At 50.0% G+C, this 23,039-nt stretch carries 21 protein-coding genes; 20 read left to right on the forward strand and 1 reads right to left on the reverse strand.

What is annotated here, in order from left to right:
- Positions 1-14: 14 nt before the first annotated feature.
- Entirely contained in the window at positions 15-2,681 is a 2,667-nt protein-coding gene (locus tag GILYN3_RS14730) for an LPS-assembly protein LptD (RefSeq protein ID WP_049723704.1), read from the reverse strand.
- A gap of 255 nt (positions 2,682-2,936) precedes the next feature.
- On the opposite strand from GILYN3_RS14730, the gene GILYN3_RS14735 reads away from it, so the two are divergent.
- From GILYN3_RS14735 to GILYN3_RS14835, 20 genes are all read left to right on the forward strand, one after another.
- Positions 2,937-3,983: an aminoglycoside phosphotransferase family protein gene (locus tag GILYN3_RS14735; protein WP_049723705.1), complete on the forward strand. Its 1,047-nt coding sequence runs from the start codon at positions 2,937-2,939 to the stop codon at positions 3,981-3,983.
- Positions 3,980-4,648, forward strand: a complete 669-nt coding sequence (gene murU, locus GILYN3_RS14740) for an N-acetylmuramate alpha-1-phosphate uridylyltransferase MurU (protein ID WP_049723706.1) — start codon at positions 3,980-3,982, stop codon at positions 4,646-4,648. Before GILYN3_RS14735 ends, murU begins: the two co-directional genes overlap by 4 nt.
- Before the next feature lie 345 nt (positions 4,649-4,993).
- Complete coding sequence (gene rpe, locus GILYN3_RS14745; protein ID WP_049723984.1) at positions 4,994-5,683, forward strand: ribulose-phosphate 3-epimerase; 690 nt, start codon at positions 4,994-4,996, stop codon at positions 5,681-5,683.
- 544 nt (positions 5,684-6,227) lie between these two features.
- Complete coding sequence (locus tag GILYN3_RS14750; RefSeq protein ID WP_049723707.1) at positions 6,228-7,799, forward strand: hypothetical protein; 1,572 nt, start codon at positions 6,228-6,230, stop codon at positions 7,797-7,799.
- 342 nt (positions 7,800-8,141) lie between these two features.
- Positions 8,142-9,296, forward strand: coding sequence for an Ig-like domain-containing protein (locus GILYN3_RS14760; RefSeq protein WP_049723709.1), 1,155 nt, complete (start codon positions 8,142-8,144; stop codon positions 9,294-9,296).
- A gap of 101 nt (positions 9,297-9,397) precedes the next feature.
- Complete coding sequence (locus GILYN3_RS14765; RefSeq protein ID WP_157484943.1) at positions 9,398-10,342, forward strand: peptidylprolyl isomerase; 945 nt, start codon at positions 9,398-9,400, stop codon at positions 10,340-10,342.
- 11 nt (positions 10,343-10,353) lie between these two features.
- Positions 10,354-12,045: a GspE/PulE family protein gene (locus GILYN3_RS14770; RefSeq protein ID WP_232305606.1), complete on the forward strand. Its 1,692-nt coding sequence runs from the start codon at positions 10,354-10,356 to the stop codon at positions 12,043-12,045.
- Positions 12,046-12,134: 89 nt separating this feature from the next.
- Positions 12,135-13,328 carry a type II secretion system F family protein gene (locus GILYN3_RS14775; protein WP_049723712.1) on the forward strand — a complete coding sequence of 398 codons (1,194 nt, stop codon included), beginning with the start codon at positions 12,135-12,137 and terminating at the stop codon, positions 13,326-13,328.
- A gap of 23 nt (positions 13,329-13,351) precedes the next feature.
- Complete coding sequence (gene gspG / locus GILYN3_RS14780; protein WP_049723713.1) at positions 13,352-13,777, forward strand: type II secretion system major pseudopilin GspG; 426 nt, start codon at positions 13,352-13,354, stop codon at positions 13,775-13,777.
- A 9-nt stretch (positions 13,778-13,786) separates the two neighbouring features.
- Positions 13,787-14,263, forward strand: coding sequence for a GspH/FimT family pseudopilin (locus GILYN3_RS14785; protein ID WP_049723714.1), 477 nt, complete (start codon positions 13,787-13,789; stop codon positions 14,261-14,263).
- A complete protein-coding gene (locus GILYN3_RS14790) occupies positions 14,260-14,649 on the forward strand; it encodes a type II secretion system protein (protein WP_232305607.1) in 390 nt (129 codons plus the stop codon). Before GILYN3_RS14785 ends, GILYN3_RS14790 begins: the two co-directional genes overlap by 4 nt.
- Entirely contained in the window at positions 14,639-15,235 is a 597-nt protein-coding gene (locus GILYN3_RS14795; RefSeq protein ID WP_049723715.1) for a prepilin-type N-terminal cleavage/methylation domain-containing protein, read from the forward strand. The genes GILYN3_RS14790 and GILYN3_RS14795 overlap by 11 nt, the downstream gene beginning before the upstream one ends.
- Complete coding sequence (locus GILYN3_RS14800; RefSeq protein WP_049723716.1) at positions 15,232-16,044, forward strand: hypothetical protein; 813 nt, start codon at positions 15,232-15,234, stop codon at positions 16,042-16,044. Before GILYN3_RS14795 ends, GILYN3_RS14800 begins: the two co-directional genes overlap by 4 nt.
- Complete coding sequence (locus GILYN3_RS14805; RefSeq protein ID WP_198147367.1) at positions 16,034-17,041, forward strand: PilN domain-containing protein; 1,008 nt, start codon at positions 16,034-16,036, stop codon at positions 17,039-17,041. The genes GILYN3_RS14800 and GILYN3_RS14805 overlap by 11 nt, the downstream gene beginning before the upstream one ends.
- The gene (gene gspM, locus GILYN3_RS14810; protein WP_049723718.1) at positions 17,038-17,613 is read left to right on the forward strand and encodes a type II secretion system protein GspM; all 576 of its coding nucleotides are present in this window, start codon (positions 17,038-17,040) and stop codon (positions 17,611-17,613) included. Before GILYN3_RS14805 ends, gspM begins: the two co-directional genes overlap by 4 nt.
- A 13-nt stretch (positions 17,614-17,626) precedes the next feature.
- Complete coding sequence (locus tag GILYN3_RS14815) at positions 17,627-18,172, forward strand: hypothetical protein (RefSeq protein ID WP_049723719.1); 546 nt, start codon at positions 17,627-17,629, stop codon at positions 18,170-18,172.
- A 74-nt stretch (positions 18,173-18,246) separates the two neighbouring features.
- The gene (gene gspD, locus GILYN3_RS14820; RefSeq protein WP_049723720.1) at positions 18,247-20,358 is read left to right on the forward strand and encodes a type II secretion system secretin GspD; all 2,112 of its coding nucleotides are present in this window, start codon (positions 18,247-18,249) and stop codon (positions 20,356-20,358) included.
- A gap of 19 nt (positions 20,359-20,377) precedes the next feature.
- Entirely contained in the window at positions 20,378-20,761 is a 384-nt protein-coding gene (locus tag GILYN3_RS14825) for a hypothetical protein (RefSeq protein ID WP_157484945.1), read from the forward strand.
- 134 nt (positions 20,762-20,895) lie between these two features.
- Positions 20,896-22,218, forward strand: a complete 1,323-nt coding sequence (locus GILYN3_RS14830; RefSeq protein WP_049723722.1) for an ABC transporter ATP-binding protein — start codon at positions 20,896-20,898, stop codon at positions 22,216-22,218.
- Positions 22,218-23,024, forward strand: coding sequence for an ABC transporter permease (locus tag GILYN3_RS14835; protein WP_049723723.1), 807 nt, complete (start codon positions 22,218-22,220; stop codon positions 23,022-23,024). Before GILYN3_RS14830 ends, GILYN3_RS14835 begins: the two co-directional genes overlap by 1 nt.
- The last annotated feature ends 15 nt before the right edge of the window (positions 23,025-23,039 follow it).

Below are 23,039 nucleotides of genomic sequence, written 5' to 3' on the forward strand. Positions count from 1 at the left end.
GGGTCACTGTTTGTTTATCGTAAGTTTTGTTCGCGCTCTTGGTAGCCCAGAATGGTTTTATCCAGTAGGTTACCGACGCGCTCGCTAATGCTTGCCAGCCCTTTAAGCTGAATGTCGACAAAAAAGCCTTTGTCGTAATCAATATCTTCTACATCACCTAAAATGGTGCCGTCGTTGTAATCGGAGTTAAGCCATTTGCGCCATAACAAGCGTACCCGATAACAACAATCGCTGTATTCGAACCCAGCAAAGGTGTCGAGTTCCTGCTGGTAGGCTAAATCGTAATTGCTGCGGGCAATAATACTCCAGCTATTACTAACGGGTACAAACGCACCTACATCCAGCTGGTTGCGGCTGAGCTCAGTCGGGTCGACAGTGGTTTGTGCGCTGGCGCGACTCTTGTAAGTGTACGTCAGGCTGATTAGGCGGTTTGCGTCATCGGCGTACTCGATAGTCGTGCCAGCGTTAGACACCTCGTTTTGGTGTTGATCGTACAATACATCGCCACTCACTTGCAGGTAATTACCTGCGCGGGCGGCAATGCGGCCGGCAAACTCCGATTGCCGATAAACTTCGGTGCTGGGCTGCAGCGCAGGGTCTAAGGTAACCCGCGGTGGTGTAAAGCGGTAGATCTGGCCCACACTTATCTCTAGGTGCTCAACGCCGGTTGCCGGCGAGATAAACCGGCTGGTAAAGCCGACGCTTAACTGATTGGCGTCATCGATTCGGTCGTAGCCGGAAAACCGCGTGGTTCTAAACAGTTGGTTGTAATCAAAGTTAACGTATTTAGTGTCAAACTCAAGGTACTTATTGCTTGAGTTAAGCGGGGAGTAGAGCGCCGAGTGATCTTCATAATCGCTGTAAAAATAAAACAGTCGCGGCTCTAGTGTTTGGATAAAATCAGCGCCGCCAAGGTTGCCAAAGCGCTCAAAAAACAGCCCCATATCTACACTTGCTTGTGGCACCAGCAGTGATGGCGAATCGTCAAATATAGCGGCATCTGGAATGCTGCCATCTGGATCGTAATCGGCCTGCTGTAACTGATAGCTCAGGCTTTTAACACCTACGCGTGGCTTAACAAAGCCCCACTGCCAGCGCTTGTCCCACGTTATACCGTAATCGGTGTTTAAGCGGTCGCCCACGACAAGCTGATCGGTTGCGAGGTTATAGTATTCGCTAATATCAAAGCGGGTAAATTGGTTATCAAGGTCGATTTGCCAGTCGCCAAAGCGAAGATTGCTTTGGGCAAATAACTGCGGCACCTGTTTGTAAGGCTCTTGGGTGGATTCATTTAAGTAACGAACCTCTTGGGCACTGGCACCCACCACCCAAGTGTCGCCACTGTAGCTAATCTCGCCAAACTTACTAATGCGTGATTGACGCGATACATCGATATCACTGCTGGTGACATCGCGCACATAATCGACATCGCTGATGTCGGTGTAATCTATTTGGGTTTTTAGCCGGCTGCGTTTGCCGCCGGTTTGCTCTAGATTGATCAGCCAGCGATCTTTGCCCAAGTGTGGGTAGGCCTCGGCTACTGTTTTTTCGCCTAAGGCAATGGCGCGCTCGGCCTGCTTATCGTAGCCGCCGTCATCACTGGCTAAAAAGCCGCCCGATACTTGGGTGTCAAAATAAGACGTTAAGTGCCTAACATCGGCATCCCACAAGGTGCCGCGTTTTTCCATAATACGCGGCGTGATAGTGGCATCCATTTGCGGCGCGATATTCCAATAAATAGGTTGGGCAACCTCAAGGCCGTTGCGCGAGCCGCTACCTATAGAGGGAAACAACAATCCGCTTTTGCGCTCGTCGCCTACCGGAAACGCCATATAAGGCATGTAAAATACTGGCACGCCTTTAATGAGTAGCCGTGCATGCTTAGCTGTGCCGTAGCTTTGATCCGAGTGAATGGCAATCTCTGCGGCCTCCATGCGCCAAAACTCATGGTCGGGCTCACAGGTGGTAAAGCTGCCATCGGCTAAACGTAGCAGCCGGTCGCCAAACTTTTCTAAAGTGCCGGCATGGCCGTGTAAGCGGGTTTGGTGAATCACAAACTCAGCGTTAGTCACCTTGGCATCGCCACTATCGCGTTGCATTTGCGCGCGCTCGGCCAAAATAAGCAGGCCGTCTTCTCTTATGGTTACTCCGCCATCGAGCAATAGTTCGCCGGTTTGGTTGTTTAGCTCGGCCCGTTGCGTGCGCAACATCCGCACGCCTTGGCGCAGCTCGACGTCACCCTCAAGGGTAATCGTCTTGCCGCCACTGGCCGAGGTTTTGTCGGCACTTGCTTCAATATCGGTTTGTTCTATGGGGGGCGCATCGGCAGCGGCGGTGTAAGGGCTAACATACGCACCGCAGCAGCCGGCCGGCAGTGCTTGGCGCTGTTGCTCGCTCAATTGCTCGCGCGGCATCCAGTCAATACGCGATTGTTGTTCGGGTTGTTGTCCGTCGCGTGGGTAGGTATCTTGTGGTTCTGTGTCGGCATGTGCGCCACTGTGAGTGAGCACCGTTAACGCCAGCAGCGTAAATGTTGCTTCCTTTATAGGCAGTAATATTTTAGTTTGCGACTTTTGGCCGGGCAGCGCTTGACTGGTATATGTCTTACTGGGCCGTACCTTGTGGGGCAGTGTGGCGGCGCCTTGCAAAGAGTGGCAAATATGATGGTTTAAAACAGCCATTAAGGGTATCTACAATCTTTAGAAGGCGCGCTTAGTCTGCGCGCGGGATTTGGGCCGCCAAGCCCTACGGTTAAGCCGGTCATTCTACTGCATTAAGCCATACAGAGGGAAACCGAATTAACCGATGAGCCTTACAGCACCTATCGTATTGGTCAGTATGTAAGCATTTTTTTAACGCTGTTAAAAAGCCTCGGTAATCGTCGTTTGGTAATGGTAAATTGACAGCGTCATTAACAACAATAAGAGGGCGGTAGGTTGAGTCATAAGCAGGCACGACAAAACGCGTTGCAGCAGTGGGTAAGTGAGGTGCTGCAATGCCCCATAACATTAACCCGCTGTGCGGGCGATGCAGGCTTTAGGTGTTACTACGCTATGAGTGCTGCCCCCACATTATTGGCGGTAGATGCGCCGCCCGCTACTGAGAATACCGCGCAATTTGTAGCCGTGGCCAAACTGTTGCGTAATGCCGGAGTGGTGGTGCCGGATATACACGCAGCCGATGCCCAGCAAGGTTTTATGTTAGTGCAAAACCTTGGTCAACAAGAGTTTGGCGGCGCGTTAAACAGCGATAACGCTCTAACTCTGTACGGCGAGGCATTATTTACTTTGCTCGCTATTGCCCAAGCGCCGGCTGATACCGCGTCGCTGCCGTTATTTGACCAAGCCTTTATGGCGCGCGAGCTGGCCTTGTTTAATGATTGGTTTGTGGGGCCATTGCTAGGTTTAACACTGAGCGCGACCGAGCAAACTATGCTCGAGGCCACCTTCGAGCAATTAATTGCGCGCGCCCTACAGCAGCCCCAGGTGGTGATGCACCGCGATTACCACTCGCGCAACTTACTGATAAAGGCCGACGCCAGCTTGGGTGTTATTGACTTTCAAGATGCCGTAATCGGCCCGTTAACCTACGATGCGGTATCGTTGCTGCGCGATTGCTATGTGCGCTTGCCTGCCGCCGCCGTGCGCCGCTGGGCGCTGGCCTATGGCGACATGGCCATAGATGCCGGCATCATGCCGGCTATTGCCGCCGCCGATTACCTGCAAGATTTCGATTGGATGGGGTTGCAGCGCCATATAAAGGTACTGGGTATTTTTGCTCGGTTGCACTTGCGCGATGGTAAATCGAGCTACCTAAAAGATTTACCCCGCGTTATGGCCTACGTGCAAGAGGTTGCCGCCTGCTACCCAGGGCTACAAGAGTTTGCCGCTTGGTTCGCCGCCCGCATCACGCCGGCTTGTAAAACGCAGCCTTGGTATCAGCCGCAAGCTGCGTACGACATAACCGTAAGGGGCCTAACATGAAAGCCATGATTTTAGCGGCGGGGTTGGGTAAGCGTATGCGTCCGCTCACCGACACCTTGCCCAAGCCGTTAATTCCGGTGCGCGGCAAACCACTTATTGCCTACCATCTAGAGGCGCTGGCCCGCGCGGGTATTACTCAGGTTGTTATTAATCTCGCCTACCGTGGCGACCAAATTAAAGCGTTTGTTGGCGATGGTACGGCTTGGGGGGTGCAAGTGGTTTACTCGCAAGAGCCCGAACCGCTAGAAACCGGTGGCGCTATAGTGCATGCAGCCGAACTTTTGGGTAAAGCCCCTTTTGTGCTGCTTAACGCCGATATTTTTACCGACTTTGATTTTGCTCAGCTGTTAGCGGCACCATTAGCAAAGGGCGCTCTAGGGCGCTTGGTGTTGGTGCCCAACCCCGATTTCAAGCCTGTGGGCGATTTTGCCATAAGTGCAGCGGGGCACTTGTTAACGCGAGAGGCCAAAGAGCCTGGTCACACCTTTGCAGGCATTAGCGTACTGCATCCAAGTTTGGTGCTTAATTACCCTAAGCGGCGAGACTGCTTTGGGCTTGCCGAGGTATTTAATCACGCACTGCAAAAGCAGCAGCTTACCGCGCAAGTTTATAGCGGGGCGTGGAGCGATGTCGGTACGCCCGAGCGGTTGCGGCAATTGAATTAAAGGGCCTTGCTTTAAATTGCGCTGAATTATGACTGCATGGTGAGCCTTGCGCTCTTGTGGTGCGCGCCGGATCATTTTTGTGCCCATGCCCATGCCCATGCCCATGCCCATGCCCATGCCCATGCCCATGCCCATGCCCTTGGCAGTGGCGAGACGTCCCCGCCGCAACCAAAAAATATACTATCGTCACGCAAAAATTTAATTAAAGGGTGCCTTGGGTTCCCCTTCTGACGGCAAATTGTATACTAGCTTACCGTGCGGTATACGCCAGCACTGTTAGCGGGTGCCGTGTAAATACTTAGAGTGCTGCGCTGCGGGGCAGTCACCATTAACAGAGGTTTAACTGTGGCTAAACAATCACCAATTATTGCGCCTTCTATATTAAGCGCGGATTTTGCCCGTTTGGGCGATGAAGCCAGTCAGGTATTAAGTGCGGGCGGCGATTGGTTGCACCTAGATGTGATGGATCACCAGTTTGTACCCAACATGACGGTTGGCCCTCTGGTGTGCCAAGCATTGCGTAACTATGGCATAAACGCCCCGATAGATGTGCACTTGATGGTGGCTCAGGCGGAGCCGCTGATAGAGGACTTTGCCAAAGCGGGGGCTACCCGTATTAGCTTTCATCCCGAGTCAGTGAAGCATCTAGATCGCTCGATCAACCGTGTTAAAGAGCTGGGCTGCCAGGTGGGCTTAGTGCTTAACCCTGCCACCCCGCTCACATGTGTATCCGAGGTGCTGGCAGAGCTAGACATGCTGTTGCTTATGTCGGTTAACCCAGGCTTTGGCGGGCAGGCTTTTATTGCTTATGTAATGGACAAAATACGCCGAGCCCGACAAATGATAGACGCTTGCGGCAACGCCGACCTACGCTTGCAGGTGGATGGTGGAGTGAAGGTGAACAACATAGCCCAAATAGCGGCTGCGGGCGCCGACACCTTTGTGGTGGGCTCTGAGATATTTAACGCCGAAAATTACGCCGATATTATAGATCAGTTGCGTTGCGCCATTGCTGCCAGCGTTAATAACGGGTAAATTATCGCCGCGCCAGTTTGGTGCAGTTAGCTTGATGCAATTCACGTGGCGCGATTAAGCGGCTGTTACCCGCAAACAATAGCCATCAGTAATACTGCAAGCTATTGGCGGGCAAACCGGTGGCGCATAAATCTACCGCGATAATGTTGGATTAGATATTGCTTGGAGTTAGCGGCCCAAGTGCTTGACGCGGCTTATTAATGTTACTTATAAAAAAGTGCATAACGGGGCTTCCCTAAGCTGCTGGCAACGGGTAAACTGCGGTCGTCGATGAAAGGTAGGCTCAGTTCAGCGCAAAGAACTCTTTGTGTATGTGACGGCAGTCAAACTTTTTATGCTGACACAGGCTTGCCCCCGATGAGCGGATAAAATGCACTTATATCCAGTTGTTTAGGTATGAGTGCTGTGGTAAGTTAGAGCGCGATTGGGTGTTCGTAGAGCATCTGGCCGGTCATGTGCTGGTGGTAAATCGAGTTTGTAAGGCTGCTGAGTAGCCTACTAAACAGAAAACAATACAATACTTTGTAAATCTAGGAGCTAGACAATGAAGAAAAAACTTCTACCTTTGGCAATGCTGGCTGGACTGGCCGGTGTAGCAAGTACAGCCCAAGCTGTTTACCTTAACACTGACGGTCTGGGTGAAACTCTGGTTTATCCTTTCTACACTGTAGAGAGCGGCCAAAACACCTACGTTAACGTTACTAACACTACCGACTACTACAAGGCAGTTAAAGTACGTTTCCTTGAAGGCGAAAACAGCCAAGAGGTGCTCGATTTCAACTTGTACCTGTCTCCGCACGATGTGTGGACTGGTGCAATCGTTCCTGTAGGCGAGACTGGCGCAAAAATTATCACTCGTGATAACTCTTGTACCGTTCCTTACATCCAGCGTCCAGATGCTACCGGCGCAGGCGCTGACGGTATCGAGTTTCGTGACTTCCAGTACACTGCTGGCACAAGCCCTGATCCATCAGATCCATCTGGAAGCTTACAAGGTGATGGCGGTACTCAGGATCTAACTCGTACTCGTGAAGGTTACATCGAGATCATCGAGATGGGTGCTATCATTGATACCGATATGCAAGAAGACATCATTCACGATTCTAACGGTAAGCCAGCAGGTTGTGACAACATCCGTGCTAACTGGTTGGCGAATGGTGTAACCCCTAGCGCTACTAGCGCTAACTTTGAAAATCCAGCAGACGTAACGGGTACTGGCGTTTGGTTGGCTGATGCAAGTGTGGGTTTTGCTGAGCAAGCAGATCACGACACTCTGTACCGCTTAGGTGGCCTTTACGGTTACGGCGTACTGATCAACCCAGCTGAAGGTTCAGGCTCTGCTTACAACGCTAAAGCGTTGGATCAGTTCTTTGGTGCAGCTCAAGTAGACGGTGTTTACAACTCACAGCACACCAACCCAGGTACTGTTCTGCCTTCAATGGGTTCTGCTTATACAGTTGCTCAGATCATCGACGGCAACCAAGTAGTTGACTCTTTGTTCGCTGACGGCTGGGATGCAGTATCTTCTGTATTTATGCACGACACTCTGTCTAACGATTTCGTATTGGACATGGCTGTTAACGCTGATACCGATTGGGTTATCACCATGCCTACCAAGCGCAACTACGTAAACGGTGCTGGTGCTCCTGTTGCTCCGTTCACCGAAGCATGGGCAGGCGGCGCGGCTTGTGAAGTATTGTCTCTGGAAGGTTGGGATCGTGAAGAAGCGGTAACTGAACTGACTGGCGATATTGACTTCTCTCCACGCCCACCAGCTGCTGCTGGTCCAGATGATTTCGCTATCTGTACCGAAGTAAACGTACTGACCTTTGGTGATGCGTCAGCTGTACATCCTTCTACCCGTATCCGTTACGGTGTGCCAGATCTTGGCTTTGAGAACGGTTGGGCACGTCTGGACTTCAGTGTAGATGGTGGCGGCGCTACCCGTCAGTTAGTAGATGACGAAGCTCCTGGCTTTGAGACTACTTTTGTTGGCTTGCCAATCACTGGTTTTGCTGTACAAAAGTTCATCAACGGCAGCATGGAAGGCGGCACCTTAGCTAACTACGCATGGTTGGTTGAGCACAGCTACACACGTGACATCACCGTTCCATAGGTTGTTGTTATCGTGATAAAAAACGCGGCCTTAGGGTCGCGTTTTTTTTTGCCTGTTAGTTTCGCCCGTTTAGTTTTGTGTGTATCTACCCTCGGTATGGTCAGGGCTGTGCAGGCGATCGCACGTTTGTTAAACATTGTGTGTAAAATTGACAAGTGGTTGTAGAAAGCGCCTAATAGGTAATAGCAATTTACAGCGGGCTGCATATAATAAAGCCAACCAAACAGTATTAGGGCGCCAAGCTGGCGCGCGCTGTGCAACAAGTGCACAGGCAAGGTCAATCTGCGCTAAAGCGCCAAGTTATTGACCACAAGAATTTGTAAACTTTGTAATGAGGGTAGTATGAAAAACTTTAAAAAATTAGCGTTAGTGCTAGGTGTTGCCGGTGTATCTGTTGGTGCTATGGCCGCCAACGTGAGCATTGTGTTTCCTGAATCTGGCGGGGTAACCCCAGATCCTGTGGTGTACTCTTACGGCGGAATGGAGGTTAACGGTGCAAACGGAGCAATTACAATTACGAATGCTACTTACACGGAGGGCACGTTTCCGGGGTCTGACGGGACTATTCAGTGCGATGGTGCTACAACTACGCTGGTCAATGGTTTTTGTGTAGGTGTTCCCACTGTTACCTGTGGCGCCAATACCACCTTAACGTCAGGTGTTTGTGAGGCTCCGGCCCCCGTTACCTGTGGCACCGATACCACGCTAACCAATGGCGTTTGTGAAGCCGATGCTCCAGATTTAACACCCCCCACCTTAAACATTACCAGTAGCCCTAGCTCTTTGGGCGATGGCGTCACTTCCGCTACGGTTACCTTTCAGTTTAGTCGTGCGGTAACGGGCTTTAGCCAAACCGATGTGGGCGTTAGCCCAACCAGCCATACCTTAACCGGCTTTAACCAAATAGATGCCGATACTTGGCAGGCCACTTTAAACCGCAGCGGCAATAGCTCGGGTACGGCTGTTATAACGGTTAACTCAAATACTTACACTGGCACCAACGGCGTCAACGGTGGCGGTGACACCACTAGCGTTACCTTGGTGGGCGGCGCTGTAAATGTTGGCAACTGTACCGTGCCAAATGGGGTAGAGATCTCCACTCACCCTGCAGTGGCGGCATTTGGCCAGGGCGGTAGTATTATCGAGTTTTACTTGCCCCGGCGCCCAACGGTTTGGTCGGCAGCATTTACCACAACAAATAATACGGTCGATAACGGCACGGTCAATATGGGCGGCACTACCGCGACGGTTGAGCATACGCGGGAAATGTGGATCTCAGAATGTCCGGGTGGCGCACCGTTGGGTGGCCAAAGCCGATGCGCAAGTGTTGGCCAAGATCATACCTTGCTCTGGGTGCAGCGGTCACTAAGAACCGCCTGTCAGTTAGAGCCTGATACGCAGTATTACTTTAATATTGCCTATAGCCCAAACGATACAACCAGCTGTACCAATACCAGTTATTGCGAGACTATCGTGCAGAATCTTGGCGGTTGGTAAGTTTGCGATAGAACTATTGTAGAAAGTTGTTGTATAAATGGCGCAAGCTTTGGCTTGTGCCATTTTTTTGTCTTAATAAAGTAAAGGTGAATGTTTTGTTTGTGAAAAAAGTATGGGTAATGTCCGCGCTATTACTGGCTTTAGGGTCTGGTTTTGCATCGGCAGAAACCGCCGCAGATGAAGCGGCCGTGTTGGTGCGCTTGGGTGATATTACCGTCACCGCCGATGATGTGGAGCGCTATGTAGCGCTTAATATGCCGGGTGAAGATATCGCCAAAGCGTTGGGGCAGCCAGGGAATATCGAACAATACCTACGCAACTTATTAATGGTAAGAAGTTTGTCTGCCCGCGCTCAGCAAGAACAAAAAGGCCCAGATGCCGCTCAGTTGGCCTGGCAGTTAAAGTACCAAACCGACCGGATGTATACCGAAGCGTTGCAAAAAGCCGTAATTGCCGAGGCTATTGAAGGCGGTGATTGGGAGGCGTTAGCGCGCGAAACTTATATTGCCGAATCCGAAAGATTTGTTAGCCCTGACCGGATAGATGCCGCTCACATTCTTATCGCGACCAATACCCGCAGCGAAGAAGAGGCTCTGGCGCAGGTTAAGCTGATACAGCAAAGGTTGGCGGCCGGGGATGATTTTAATACTTTGGCGCAAGAGTATTCTGACGATACCGGCTCTGCTCAATCGGCCGGCGAGCTTGGCATTTTTAATGCCAGCAAAATGGTGCCAGAGTTTGCCGCTGTTGCCTTTGAACTTGCCGAGCCAGGTGATATTAGTGAGCCGGTGAAAACTCAATTTGGCTACCACATTATTAAGCTTAATAAAAAGTTTGCCGGCAAAAAGCAACCGTTTGAGCGGGTGAGCGAAGAGCTCATTCAAGAGATGCAAAACAAGGTTGCAAAGCAAACGATAGCCACTATGTTGGGTTTGTTGCGGCACGAAACACTTAAAGCCGAGCGCGATGTGACTGAGCTAAATAAATTTTACCAAAAGTATGGTCTGAGCCCGGCTAACCCACCAGTGCAAGAGCCGGCCAAGTAAGGTAGGTGTTTGTGAAACTTGGTGAGCTTTTACTGGCCGGCAACAAGCTTGCCGCTAGAGATTTAGAGCGTGCTCTTTTAGCTCAGGCGGAAATGGGCGGTTATCTGGGGCAAGTGTTGGTTAAGCTTGGCTTGGTGTCTGAGCCGGATGTAATGGCGGCGCTGGCCGGCCAGCTGCAGCGGCGTTTGTTGTTGGCTGCCGATTACCCCCCAGAGCCGGTGGTAATCGCCGAGCTTGCCGATGCCTTTTTGTTGGGTAATGGTGTGGTGCCTCTGAGCGCTGGGGCGTTGCCCGAGTTTGCCTCGGCGGTGCCGCAAGATCCGTATTTACAAAAAGCCTTAGAGTTGGCATTAGGCCGCCCTGCCGTTGTGCATTTGGGGCTAGAGGCCGATGTGGCGGCGGCGTTAGAGCGGCATTTAGCCGTTGCCAATGATGCAGAAGATACTGAGCTAGATACCGTCCACGCTGAGAGTGATCAAGAGTTTGTTGAGCACCTAAAAGATATCGCCAGTGAAGCTCCGGTGATTCGTTTGGTGAACCAAATTATTCATCACGCTTTGGATGTGGGCGCGTCCGATATTCATGTCGAGCCGTTTGACGATAAACTGCATTTGCGGTATCGGGTTGATGGTGTAATTCAAGATGCCCCGGATACGCCCGACTCTCGTCTGGCCCCCGCAATTGCCTCGCGGATTAAATTATTAAGCCACATGAATATTGCCGAGCGGCGCTTGCCGCAAGATGGCCGTATTATGATGCGGGTTAAAGGCCACGAGCTTGACTTGCGGGTGTCTACCATCCCCACGGTACACGGTGAGAGTATCGTGATGCGGGTGCTAGATCGCGACAGTATTCAGCTTAGCCTGCAAAGCATGGGCTTTGCCGATGATACGCTAGTACGATACCAAGCATTGCTTAACCGTCCGCACGGCGTGTTGCTGGTAACTGGGCCAACCGGCTCGGGTAAAACCACCACGTTGTATGCTTCGCTGGCGACACTAGACGCTAGCGAATTAAAAATTATTACCGTAGAAGATCCGGTCGAATACCAATTAGATGGCGTAAACCAAATACAGGTGCAGGCGCAAATTGAGCTTACCTTTGCCCGCTCTTTGCGCGCCATCTTACGTCAAGACCCCGACATTATTATGATTGGTGAGATGCGCGATGGCGAGACCGCACAAATTGCCGTACAGTCTGCGCTTACGGGGCATTTGGTGTTATCTACCTTGCACACCAATACGGCGGCGGGTGCCATTACTCGACTAGAGGATATGGGCATAGAGCGCTACCTCATTACCTCGTCGGTAAACGGCGTGTTAGCCCAGCGCTTGGTTAGAACCTTATGCAGCCATTGTAAGGTTGCTTACACGTTGGAGCCTGGAGAGGCGCAACGTATTGGTTTACAAGCTTTTATGCCCAAAGATCAGCAAACCCTATACCGCGCTGGTGGCTGCACGGAGTGTAAGCACAGTGGTTATAAAGGTCGTACCGCGATCCATGAGTTGTTTGTGATGGACGGCGCAATGCATAAAGCGGTACAGGCGGGCGCTGATGCCACCGAGCTGCACGCCACGGCACGTCGGAGCGGGATGCGTACTTTGTATGAAGACGGCCTGTGTAAAGTGGCGGCGGGTGTTTCGTCGCTAGACGAGGTGTTGCGTGTCACTCAAGATCAAACCGAGACTGCCGAGGCCATTTAGTCGCGGTTTTGGCCCGGTTGGAGATAGCCCCATTCATTTTGCTACTATGCATAGCTTTTTTACGCGATGTGTAACGGTGTTGTTAGCTTATGCCTGAATATACTTATAAAGCGGCCAAGCGTGACGGTAGCCTTGCCGAAGGTGTCGTTGAGGCGACCTCGGAGCTTGCAGCCAATAGTCGTCTGCGCAGCCAAGGCTTAGTGGTTATTTCGCTGACCACAGCAGCGGCCGCGACCAGCGGCGGGCGGGCGTTTGGGCAAAATCAAGTGTTGTCTTTTACCAATGAGCTGGCGGTGTTGTTACGTGCTGGTTTGCCCATCGATAAAGCCTTAAAAGTATTAATTGATATGTCTGAGGGCGTCGCCGCAAAGGGGGTGTTTGAGGATATTTTAGCTACGGTAAAAGGCGGTAAAGGCTTTAGTGCTGCGCTGGCCGACAAGCCCGAATTGTTTGATGACTTTTACGTCAGCATGATTCGCTCGGGCGAGGCCAGTGGTAATTTGGCCGCTATTTTGTCTCGCCTAGCCGCGCAGCTAGAAAACGCCAAGCAGGTTCGCTCAAGTGTGGTGTCGGCGCTGATTTATCCGGCGATTTTGGCTGTGGTGTCGCTGATTTCTGTGCTGGTTATGCTGGGCTTTGTGGTGCCGCAGTTTGAGATGCTGTTTGCCGATATGGGTGAGTCTTTACCGCTTGTAACCGAACTGGTTATTGCCGGCGGTGAGGCGATAAAAAACAATGGAATTTATTTGATTTTGCTGGGAGGACTTGCGGTTTACATGTTGCGCCGCTGGCTAAAAACACCGCGAGGCAAAGCCGTGCTGGATGCTCGTCTGTTAAAATTACCGGTGTTTGGCAAAGTGGTATTTAAATATCAGGTGGCGCGCTTTGCTCGCACTCTTGGAACTTTGCTCGAAAGTGGGGTCTCAGTGCTCCAAGCTATTAATATTGCTACCCGTACTGTGTCTAACGGTGTGGTGCGCGCCTCATTAGAAACATTAGCTCCAGCGGTAAAGCGTGGCGGCCGAGTCTCGCAGGCTTTGGCCGAGAGCGGTGATTTTTCACCGATGATGGTGCAAATGGTGCGCGTAGGTGAAGAGTCGGGTCAGCTAGGCTCTATGCTGCTAGAGCTGGCGCGGGTCTATGATGATGAAGTGTCCGCAGGGGTTAAGCGCAGTTTGACTCTGCTAGAGCCTATTTTGATTTTAGCTATGGGCGGTATGATCGGGTTTATTATTGTTGCTATTTTAATGGGTATTTTGTCGGTCAATGATTTGGCCATGTAGTGAGTTTTTGGAAGGGTAGATATATGAGCAAGAAACAGCAAATGGGCTTTACCTTGGTAGAGCTGTTAGTGGTGTTGGCTATTATTGGTCTGCTGGCGGGCTTGGTGGGACCTAAGGTGCTTAACCAGTTGGGCGGCGCCAAAACCGATACCGCTGGAGTGCAAATTCGCGACTTTGAGCAGGCGCTAGAAATTTACATGCTAGATACCGGTAAGTTCCCAACTACCGAGCAGGGCCTAGAGGCGCTGGTAAAAGATCCCGGTAGTGTGGCGGGTTGGAATGGCTCTTATTTGCGTCGCGATGAGTTGCCGCAAGACCCTTGGAAGAATGACTATCAGTATAAGTTTCCGGGTGAGCATGGTCAGTTTGATGTGTTGTCATACGGGGCTGATGGTCGCCCCGGTGGTGAGGGCGATAACGCCGATATTGGTAATTGGCAAACTCGGTAAGCTGACTATATGGTTGCCGCACCAGGCGCTAAACTGCGGGGTTTTACCCTGTTAGAGTTACTTATTGTGTTTAGTATAGCTGGGCTATTGCTGGCGGTGTCTGTGCCTGCCTCGCATAAAATGTATCAATCTATGCAATACCGCGAGGCGGTGCGTGATGTGCGCCGCGCGCTGGAGGCGGCGCGTTATAAAGCGATGATCAGCGGTCAAGCGGCGCAAGTATCTATTAACCCTCGTGAAAAGCGCATCGGCTATGGCAATGGTGAAAGCCGCGATTTACCCGATTTTGTCACGCTAGAGGTGGAGGCCGCACAAGAGCTAATGCTTGATTCCGACACCGCCGTGATCCGTTTTTACAGTGATGGCAGCTCTACCGGTGGAACGGTAAATATTGGTCGTAATAACCGCTGGGTGCGATTGCATGTAGGTTGGTTGTTGGGCCGGGTGGAGCAGTCGGTAGATGGGCAGTTGGAGAGCGCGTTGTGATTGGCCGGACTAGGCAGCGTGGGTTTTCACTGTTAGAAATGGTGGTGGCGATTGCTATTTTGGGGGTCTCGCTTGGTATGTTGTATCAGGCAGCCGGCGGCGCTACTCGCAGCATTAGCACCACCGAGGATTACGCCTACGCGGTTTCTATGGCGCAATCATTATTGGCTAATTACAGCGCGGTGCCTGCCGAAGGTGTAGCGCAGCAGGGCAGCACCGATGATGGTTATTACTGGCAGGTAAAATCAGAGCCTGTGTCGGGGCCAAATGATGAGCAAACCGCACTGCATAAAATAGATGTTTGGGTGCGCTGGGGCGACGAACGCCCTCGAGAGGTTCACCTGCCTTCTGTGGTAGCGGTAGAGGCGCCGTCCGGTGACTTCTAAAACTCGCGGTTTTACGCTAATCGAACTTGTGGTTTCTATCGCTATATTGTCGTTGATTGTGTTGGCGACGGTTACAGCTATGCGTACATTGGCTAATACGCAGGCGCGTTTAGAGCAAAAAGCTGAGGCTTCCTCGCAAATGCAATTGGTGTCGAATTATTTGCGCCAAGCTTTAAGCGACGCCAAGCCTGTCACTATGCTGGAGCTTGGAGTGCCGTCTGGGGTGTATTTTTACGGCAATGAAAGCTACCTGCAATTTGTTGCGCCGCTGGCAATTAGTGGTCGTGCGGGGGGCTTGTGGTCTTTGCGTTTAGCGCTGCAAGAGGGGCAATTGATGGCTCAGTACCAGCCGGGCCTACAGTTGGCGGAATGGACTGACAGCGATCTAAGCTATGTATTGTTGAGCGATGTCGAGGAGTTTGCGGTGGCGTATCGCGTTAATGCTTATGACGATTGGGTTGCCGACTGGGATGGTCTTGAGAGTAGGCCGGACTCGGGGATGCCCTCGCATGTTCGGTTGCAACTGAAAGTCGCTGGGCGCTATTGGCCCGTTATTATTGTTGCTATGAACCAGAGTTTGCCATGAGACTGCGAGGCCGCCAAAGAGGTGTCGCCTTAGCCATGTTGCTGTGGTTTATCGCCGCGTTAAGTTTGTTGGTGGCGGGGTTAATGGGATTGTCGCGGGCCGAGGTGAGTGGCGTTAGATTGTATTTAATGCAGGCTCAGGCGGGCGCGGTGGGTGATGGCGTGGCACTGTTGGTGGCCGGCGGTTTGGTGCAAAAGGCACCGGGGCTCGCCTCGACATTGCAGGGTGAGTTGCGCTTTGATGACTATGACACCACTGTGCGTGTGATACCGGTCAGTGGTTTGGTTGATGTGCTAAGTGCCGGCCCTGAGTTGTTGGCTCAAGCGTTTGCGGCGGCTAACCTTGAGGCCTCCGAAACTCGGGCTTTAAGTGATTCTGTGATAGAGTGGCGAACCTCGGCCGAGACGCAAGAACGGCGTCGGCAAGTGGCGCAGGAAGTCTATGTTTTAGAAGACATTATGGCGGTTCCGGGCTTAACCCGTGAGATTTTTGAGCGGCTTAAATGGGTCGTGTGTGCCGGTTGCAATAATGGCGGTTTTAACGCTCAGTATGCATCGGCCGAACTGCAAACAGCGCTTGAAGATACTGTCTGGGCTGCAGCATCCGCGCCATCACAGGATTCGTCAGCAGAGGTTGATTTACGCCTACAGCTGCCCAGTGCCGCGCGCGTGGATGTGCGCATTGCACTAGATGACGGCTCGGTATTGCAGCGCAGTGTTTGGGTATCTGCCGATGGTAAATTAGGCCGGCGTTATCGGGCGTTTCGGGTAACACAGCTACGTTTTGAGAGTGATGGTATTGTCCAGTAAAAATCAGTGGGAACTTTTTGGGTTTGATTTAAGTCAGCTAGGCGGGCTGTTGGGTCGTGTCTGGCGCGATGTGTTTTGGACCTATCACTCCCCCATCAGGCAAAAATTAGACGAGCCGGTGCTGGCGCATCGCTGGCAAGCGGACGCGGCTGCGCCGTTATTAGCTGACGCAGATAAGTGCCAAGCGGTGGTGTTGCCCGATACCCATGTATTAACACGTCATTTAACCTTGCCGCGTGCGGCGCTTGCCAACTTGCCCCAAATTGTAGCCGCCGAGGTAACCGCCGCCAGTCCATTTCTGGCCGATGATACGGCTGTTGGTCAGCGGGTAGATGACGCCGGGGGTAAAACCGTAGCGTTGTCTTTAGCGCTGGCGAGCCGCGCTGGGGTCATGAGCTTGCTGCATAGCGTGAATCCCGATATTGCCTCCAACGATTACGAAATTTGGGCCGAGAGCCAGGATAAAATAATTATTTTAGAAGGCTTTGCCGAGCCGCAGCGCAACGCTCGCTACCTACAACGCTTAACCCGGTTGAGTATTTATAGTGCGGTGGCACTGGTGGCGGTGGCGGTATTGTTGGCGCTACCTTGGATGTATCAAAGTTATCGGTTAAATAAAATAGAGACAGAGCTACAACAAAGCCGGCTAGAGGCGCGCAATGCGATGCAGTTGCGTACACAGTTGGCCGACAATAACACTCGCATTAATATACTCCAGACAGAAGTTAATATAGCCGCTAAACCCTTGGCGCCTTTGGCGGTATTAACGACGAGTTTAGGTGATGATAATTGGCTGGGTAGCTACGAGCAGGCGGGCAACAAAGTAACCATAGATGGCTACGCTAATGATGCGGCGGCTCTGATTCAGCAGTTAACCGCCAATACGTATTTTAACGGTGTTAAGCCTTTGTCGGCTATCCGTAAAGTGGGGAACGACGGTGTCGAGCGTTTTCGCCTTGAACTACAACTGCCTCTTAGTCAAACGGAGCAGCCATGAGCGCCAATAATCGATTTAACTTGTCAGGCTTTAATCCGTCACAGTGGTTGGTTGTTAGTGCTTTGGCGCTGGTCGTTACTGTGACCGGTATTGTGGGTGTTAGTTTGTTAGCGTCGGCTTATCAGTTGCAGCAAAACAAGTCGCGTTTAGTGCCGCAAATTGCTCGCTTAAAAGGTTTGGTTGCCACCGAACAAGATATTGCAACAGCAGCGCAAGCGGCAGCCGATACGTTGGGGCAATTAACGTATTCTGACCAATCGGAACCAGGTGCTTTGGCGAACAATATGCAACAAAGTATGCGCGAGTTGTTTGTTGAGGCCGGTTTAACTGTTAGTGGTAGCCAAGTTTTACCCGCGGTAAAACAAACGGAGTTTACGCGTATCCGAGTGCGTTTGACTGCGTCGGGTGGGGTAACATCCTTGACAGATATTCTGATTATGTTGGCCGATCAAAACCCCATTGTCGTGATTGATAGTATAGAGGTTAAGCCTCGGCGGAGACGCAAGCTTGATGAAGGGCAAGAGCTAAGTGTCACTGTTGTGTTAAGCAGCTTTATGCAAGTTTCGGGTTAAAGGGGCCAACACTATGCTGTTACAAAAAATAAAGCGCGCGACATTGACGTTAGTCGTATTGGTGTGTGTTTTTGGGCTTGTTGTTTTGTTGTTTATGCAGCGTCCGGTGCATATTAAAACAGAATTGCCCGAGCTGACACAGTTAAATCCAGCGCAATTAAGCTCTAGCGCTCCGGTTAATAGCGCCATAGTATCCCAGCGGCCGTTATTTTGGGCCGAACGTAAACCTTATGTGGGTGCCGCCGAGCCAATGCCAGAAGCTGCACCAAAACGCGTAAATGATGCGCTGGATAACGCCGAGTTGGTGGGAGTTTTTGCCGCAGGATTAACGTCCAGCGTAGTGCTTAAAATTAAAAAAGGCGATGTCCACCGAGTGGTGGTAGATGGCCTGTATCAAGATTGGCGATTAGTGGGAGTGTCGCCCTCTAGTGCAACGTTTATTTTTGAGGGGGACGAATCGCAAGAACAGCCTAGTGTTAAGGAAATTAGCCTTAACCATCGCGAGCCGTTACCTGCTAAATGGCAGGGTAAACAGCAAAATTTATCGGAGAAACAATGATAACTGCATTTAAATCAGTTCAGCTAGTCCGGTCCAAATCATGGCGCTATCTGGCGTGTGTAGGAGTTTGTACTTTGCTTACCTCTTGCGCGCAGTGGCAGGTTGACGATACGCCGCACACTGCTGAGAGTGCTCAAGAGTTACAGGACACGCTCGACAGCAATAACTCGAAACCTGAGGTTTTTGGTGCGGTAGAAAGTGCAGTTGACAACAAGCCAAGCGACTCACCGGTAAGCGTGTACCAAGGCACGGGAAAAACCATTGATATGCCTAAGCGTACGGCAGTTGTTGAGCTGGACGGTAAAGGCGTCACCTTAAATTTTGCAAGCACTCCACTAGAGGATGTCGTGCACGGAATTTTGGGCGATATTTTGGCGCAAGAGTACGTCGTTGAAGGTGAAATTCCGGGTGTTGTCACATTGCGCACTCAAGCTCCTGTAGCGCGCCAAGAGTTGTTGATTATTTTAGAGAGTATGTTAGATGCTAACGGCGCTGCCTTGGTTAAACGGGCCGATGGTCGATACTTGGTTACCGCTAGCAAGGACTTTAAAGCGGCTAATCCGTTGTTTCAAAATAGCGCCTCGTTACAGCCAGGATATAGCAATGTGATTATACCGTTGCAGTATATCGGTGCGGCGCAAATGGCTGAAATTTTACAGCCAGTTGCCCCTGAAAGCGCCTTTGTACGGATTGATACGATACGTAATTTATTGATTTTAGGTGGCGGCAGTACTCAGTTAAATGGTTGGCTGGATATTATTCAAACCTTTGATGTTAATTATTTGGCCGGCATGTCGGTGGGTGTGTTTCCTATCGAATTTACCTCGCTCGAAGAAGTTGAGGCGGCATTGGCAACCTTAATGGCTACCTCCGGCGATGAAAAATCAAGCCCGTTAAGTGGCTTGATTCGCACTGTGCCGTTAGAGTCATTAAGTGCCGTTATGGTGGTTACGCCACGCAAAGAATTATTGAGCCAAGTGCAAACTTGGATCGAACGTTTAGATCGAGCGCCAACTCAAAGTACTGAGCCACAATTATTTGTTTACTCAGTACAAAATGGTGATGCAGACCACTTAGCTCAACTGATTAGTAATGTATTTGGCGGATCGGGAGGAGGGAGCAGTTCATCAAACCGAGGAAACTCTGGTGTGGCTCCCGGTCTAACCTCGAGCAATTTGTCGTCGGGTGATAACTCATCTACAACAAGCAGTAACAGCCAGCGTTCTAGTGGCTCCAGTCGTTCAGGTGCATCTAGCTATTCCCTGGCCGATGATCTGCGCATTGTAGCCGATGAAGTTAATAATACTTTGTTGATTTACGCCAAGGGTGCCGAGTATCGAAAAATAGAGCGCGCCTTAAAGCAACTGGATGTTATGCCCTCACAAATTTTAATTGAGGCTAGTATCTTAGAAGTCTCTTTGACCGGAGAGCTGAGCTATGGTCTGGAGTGGTATTTTGATAACGTTCTTGGTGGCGGCTGGACTGGTGATGGTTACGTAGGTTTGGGGGTTGATAGTGAAGGAGGCACCCCTGCTTTTGGCTATGCTTTTTCTAATCCACTGGAACAAGTGCAGGCCCTGTTAAAAGCAGAGTCTACTAAGAGTTTGGTTAAAGTGTTATCCACGCCCTCAATTATGGTACTGGATAATCACTCAGCCTCTATACATGTGGGTACACAACAGCCAATCCGGAGCAGCTCCACGTTGTTGGAGGGGGGCGGAGTTTCAAACTCAATCAGCTATCGTGATACAGGTGTGAAACTTGATGTTACCCCTTCGGTAAATGCCGGAGGGTTAGTGACGATGGATTTACTGCAGTCGGTGACTGATATTGGGTCTGTTGATGAAGGAACAGGGCAGGCGAGTTTTTATGAACGCAATATTGAGAGCCGCGTTGCGGTACGTTCTGGAGAGGCGGTAGTACTGGGTGGGTTGATTAGCGATAATGAAACCGAAGGTAAGACAGGGCTGCCTTTCTTTCAGGATTTACCAATCATTGGCTCTTTGTTTGGTAGTAATACGTCGAATGAGCGTCGTACAGAGTTGTTGGTTATTATTACCCCACATGTGATGAAAACAGATCAAGATATTCGGGATGTGACCAAAGAGATGCGCAGGCGCATGAAGGGGCTAGAAGCGTTTCAGCGGTCTCTTGATAGCAGTAAGTTAGTTGATCCTAATTTTTAAATTTGAAGGTTATATTGTTATGTTGAAAGTAGGTTTATCTTCTCTAGGAATCTTAATGCTTGTGGGTTGTGCGTCTAATCTTACTAAGACGCCAGAGCTGGCTGTGTCAGACCGAGCTCAGACACGGGTAGATGCGTTGATGATGGGCGACTACGAAAAAGCGTATAAATTCACGACGCCGGGCTATAGATCATCTTTCCCTTTGAATCGTTATAAATCTAGCTATTTGGGCGCGAGTGGCTGGACTTTTGCCAAGGTGAATAATGTTCAGTGCGACGAAAGTGTGTGTAATGTAACGATTGATATTCGTTATAAATCGGCATACGCGAGTGGTGAAATTGCTTCTCAATTGACTGAAAAGTGGATTTCTATTGATGACAAGTGGTGGCTTTACCTTAAGTAAATGTATCACAGGGTTGATGGTTTGATTCTTATCAATCAACTGAATATTAGTAAGTGTAATTCGATTTGTGGATACGGATATCCCGTGGCGCAACAGGTGCTCGCTTAGAGCACCTGTCCATATGAGCAAAGTCAATGAATTCTGTTTTAACAGTAAACTCGGTTTCTAAAAAATACCTCTTAATTGATCAGCCATTTAAGCGACTGTTGTCGCTATTAGTGCCAACTTACAATCGTACTGCTCAAGTTTTTTGCGCCTTAGATAATGTCTCTGTGAGCCTTGATGCGGGCGAAACCCTTGGAATCGTTGGCCGTAATGGCGCGGGTAAATCTACCTTACTGCAGATTATTTGCGGGACATTAAAACCATCTGAAGGCTACGTAGACGTTCGAGGCAGAGTGGCGGCGTTGCTTGAGTTGGGCGCGGGTTTTAATCCGGATTTTACTGGGCGCGAAAATATTTACCTTAATGCTGCTATATATGGGCTGACTCGACGTGAAGTTGATGCGCGTATCGAGAATATGATTGCGTTTGCAGAAATAGGTGAATTTATTGATCGCCCTGTACGGGTTTATTCCAGTGGTATGTTTGTTCGATTGGCCTTCTCAATTATTGCTCATGTTGATGCTGATGTATTAGTTATTGATGAGGCGTTGGCAGTTGGTGATGCGCTTTTTTCTCAAAAGTGTATGCGTTTTTTGGCCGAGTTTAAAAAAACAGGGTCAATCATTTTTGTTAGTCACGACTCGGGAGCCGTTTCACAGTTGTGTGATAAAGCGCTGTGGTTACATGAAGGCAAGGTTATGCTGGAAGGTAGTGCCAAACAAGTGACCGAGACTTACTTGGAGTTTCTTTATGGGGAGATTCAAGGTGACATTAAGGTGGATTCTGTTGACGTGGTCGAATATGAGCAAGCATTAGAGGCTTGGTATGACCCGCGAGAAGAGCTGCTTAAAAGTACAAAATATAGAAATGATATAGAGATCGCCCCATTTGACACGGCTGCGGAGTCCTTTGGTACAGGCCAGGTAAAGGTGGCTGATACCTGTTTGCGCGATGAACATGGGCGAAAACTATCAGTTGTGTTTGGCGGTGCGGTAGTTGAGCTTGAAGTGGTTATGAGTGTTCAGGCCGATCTAAATAATTTCATTGTGGGCTTTTTGCTTAAAGATAAGCGTGGCCAAGTATTATTTGGCGATAATAGTTTGTTGTTTAAGCCGGACGGGTACAGTGTTTCTGGTGATAACCGATACGTTGCAAAATTGAAATTTTTAATGCCGTATTTAGCCCAGGGTGAATATGTAATATCGTTAGGTATCGCATCGGGAACCCAGTCCAATCACGTTCAGCATTGTTGGATTCATGATGCTTTGGTGTTTAGTTGTCAATCAAGTCATATTATCCATGGGTTGTTTGGTACACCGGTGGTTGGGTTTACATTGGATGTGGTGAACTAATGTTTTTTGCTAATGATACCGTTTCGGCTTTGAGCCGTTATACAAGTTTATTTTCGATGATGGTTAAACGCGACATTTCTGCGCGCTATAAAGGCTCATTGTTGGGGCTTTTTTGGTCAGCCATTAACCCTTTGCTTTTGATGGTTGTGTATGGTTTTGTTTTTGGCGTTATCTTTCAAGCCCGTTGGCCTGCGCAAGGGGATGCGGAAGCTAGTTTTATTGTGCTGTTATTTTGCGGCTTAATAGTACACATGATGTTCTCAGATATATTAACTCGGTCTACATCGGTAGTTCGTGATAATGCTAACTATGTAAAGAAGGTGGTGTTTCCTCTCACTATTTTTGGTGGGGTTGTGTCGGTATCGGCATTGTTCCATTTTTTAGTTTCATTTGTGGTTCTTTTACTGGTATCTGGCTTTATGGGCGGGCACGTGACGTGGCACGTCATATTTTTACCCGTTCTGTTATTACAGTATTTATTGTTTTGTACTGGTGTCGCTTGGCTTGTGAGCGTTCTGGGCGTTTTTTTTAAAGATCTAACGCACATTATTGGTTTTATTTCTACGGTGTTTCTATTTACCTGCCCTATCTTTTTTCCTACCAACTATGTGCCGGAACAGTTTCAAATAGTGTTGGCTGTTAATCCCTTAACTTATTACGTCGAGGCGGTAAGAGGGGTTGTGGCGTTTCACTCGCTGCCAACGTTAGAGATGTTTACCACATCGATGTTGGTAGCCTTGTTGACATTTGCGTTAGGCTTGTGGTTTTTTAGAAAAACCAAAGGTAGTTTTGCCGATGTTGTTTAATGGTTATGTTGAAGT

Origin of the sequence: Gilvimarinus polysaccharolyticus (genome assembly GCF_001187555.1) — a bacterium.
Lineage (GTDB): Bacteria > Pseudomonadota > Gammaproteobacteria > Pseudomonadales > Cellvibrionaceae > Gilvimarinus > Gilvimarinus polysaccharolyticus.

Excerpts from the sequence above, each read along its gene's own strand:
- GILYN3_RS14800 (WP_049723716.1), top strand. The coding sequence starts at position 15,232 with ATGAGACTGCGAGGCCGCCAAAGAGGTGTCGCCTTAGCCATGTTGCTG.
- gspM (WP_049723718.1), top strand. The coding sequence starts at position 17,038 with ATGAGCGCCAATAATCGATTTAACTTGTCAGGCTTTAATCCGTCACAG.
- GILYN3_RS14730 (WP_049723704.1), bottom strand. The coding sequence starts at position 2,681 with ATGGCTGTTTTAAACCATCATATTTGCCACTCTTTGCAAGGCGCCGCC.
- GILYN3_RS14830 (WP_049723722.1), top strand. The coding sequence starts at position 20,896 with ATGAATTCTGTTTTAACAGTAAACTCGGTTTCTAAAAAATACCTCTTA.
- GILYN3_RS14750 (WP_049723707.1), top strand. The coding sequence starts at position 6,228 with ATGAAGAAAAAACTTCTACCTTTGGCAATGCTGGCTGGACTGGCCGGT.
- GILYN3_RS14835 (WP_049723723.1), top strand. The coding sequence starts at position 22,218 with ATGTTTTTTGCTAATGATACCGTTTCGGCTTTGAGCCGTTATACAAGT.
- GILYN3_RS14760 (WP_049723709.1), top strand. The coding sequence starts at position 8,142 with ATGAAAAACTTTAAAAAATTAGCGTTAGTGCTAGGTGTTGCCGGTGTA.
- GILYN3_RS14815 (WP_049723719.1), top strand. The coding sequence starts at position 17,627 with ATGCTGTTACAAAAAATAAAGCGCGCGACATTGACGTTAGTCGTATTG.
- GILYN3_RS14785 (WP_049723714.1), top strand. The coding sequence starts at position 13,787 with ATGGTTGCCGCACCAGGCGCTAAACTGCGGGGTTTTACCCTGTTAGAG.
- gspG (WP_049723713.1), top strand. The coding sequence starts at position 13,352 with ATGAGCAAGAAACAGCAAATGGGCTTTACCTTGGTAGAGCTGTTAGTG.
- murU (WP_049723706.1), top strand. The coding sequence starts at position 3,980 with ATGAAAGCCATGATTTTAGCGGCGGGGTTGGGTAAGCGTATGCGTCCG.
- GILYN3_RS14775 (WP_049723712.1), top strand. The coding sequence starts at position 12,135 with ATGCCTGAATATACTTATAAAGCGGCCAAGCGTGACGGTAGCCTTGCC.
- GILYN3_RS14825 (WP_157484945.1), top strand. The coding sequence starts at position 20,378 with ATGTTGAAAGTAGGTTTATCTTCTCTAGGAATCTTAATGCTTGTGGGT.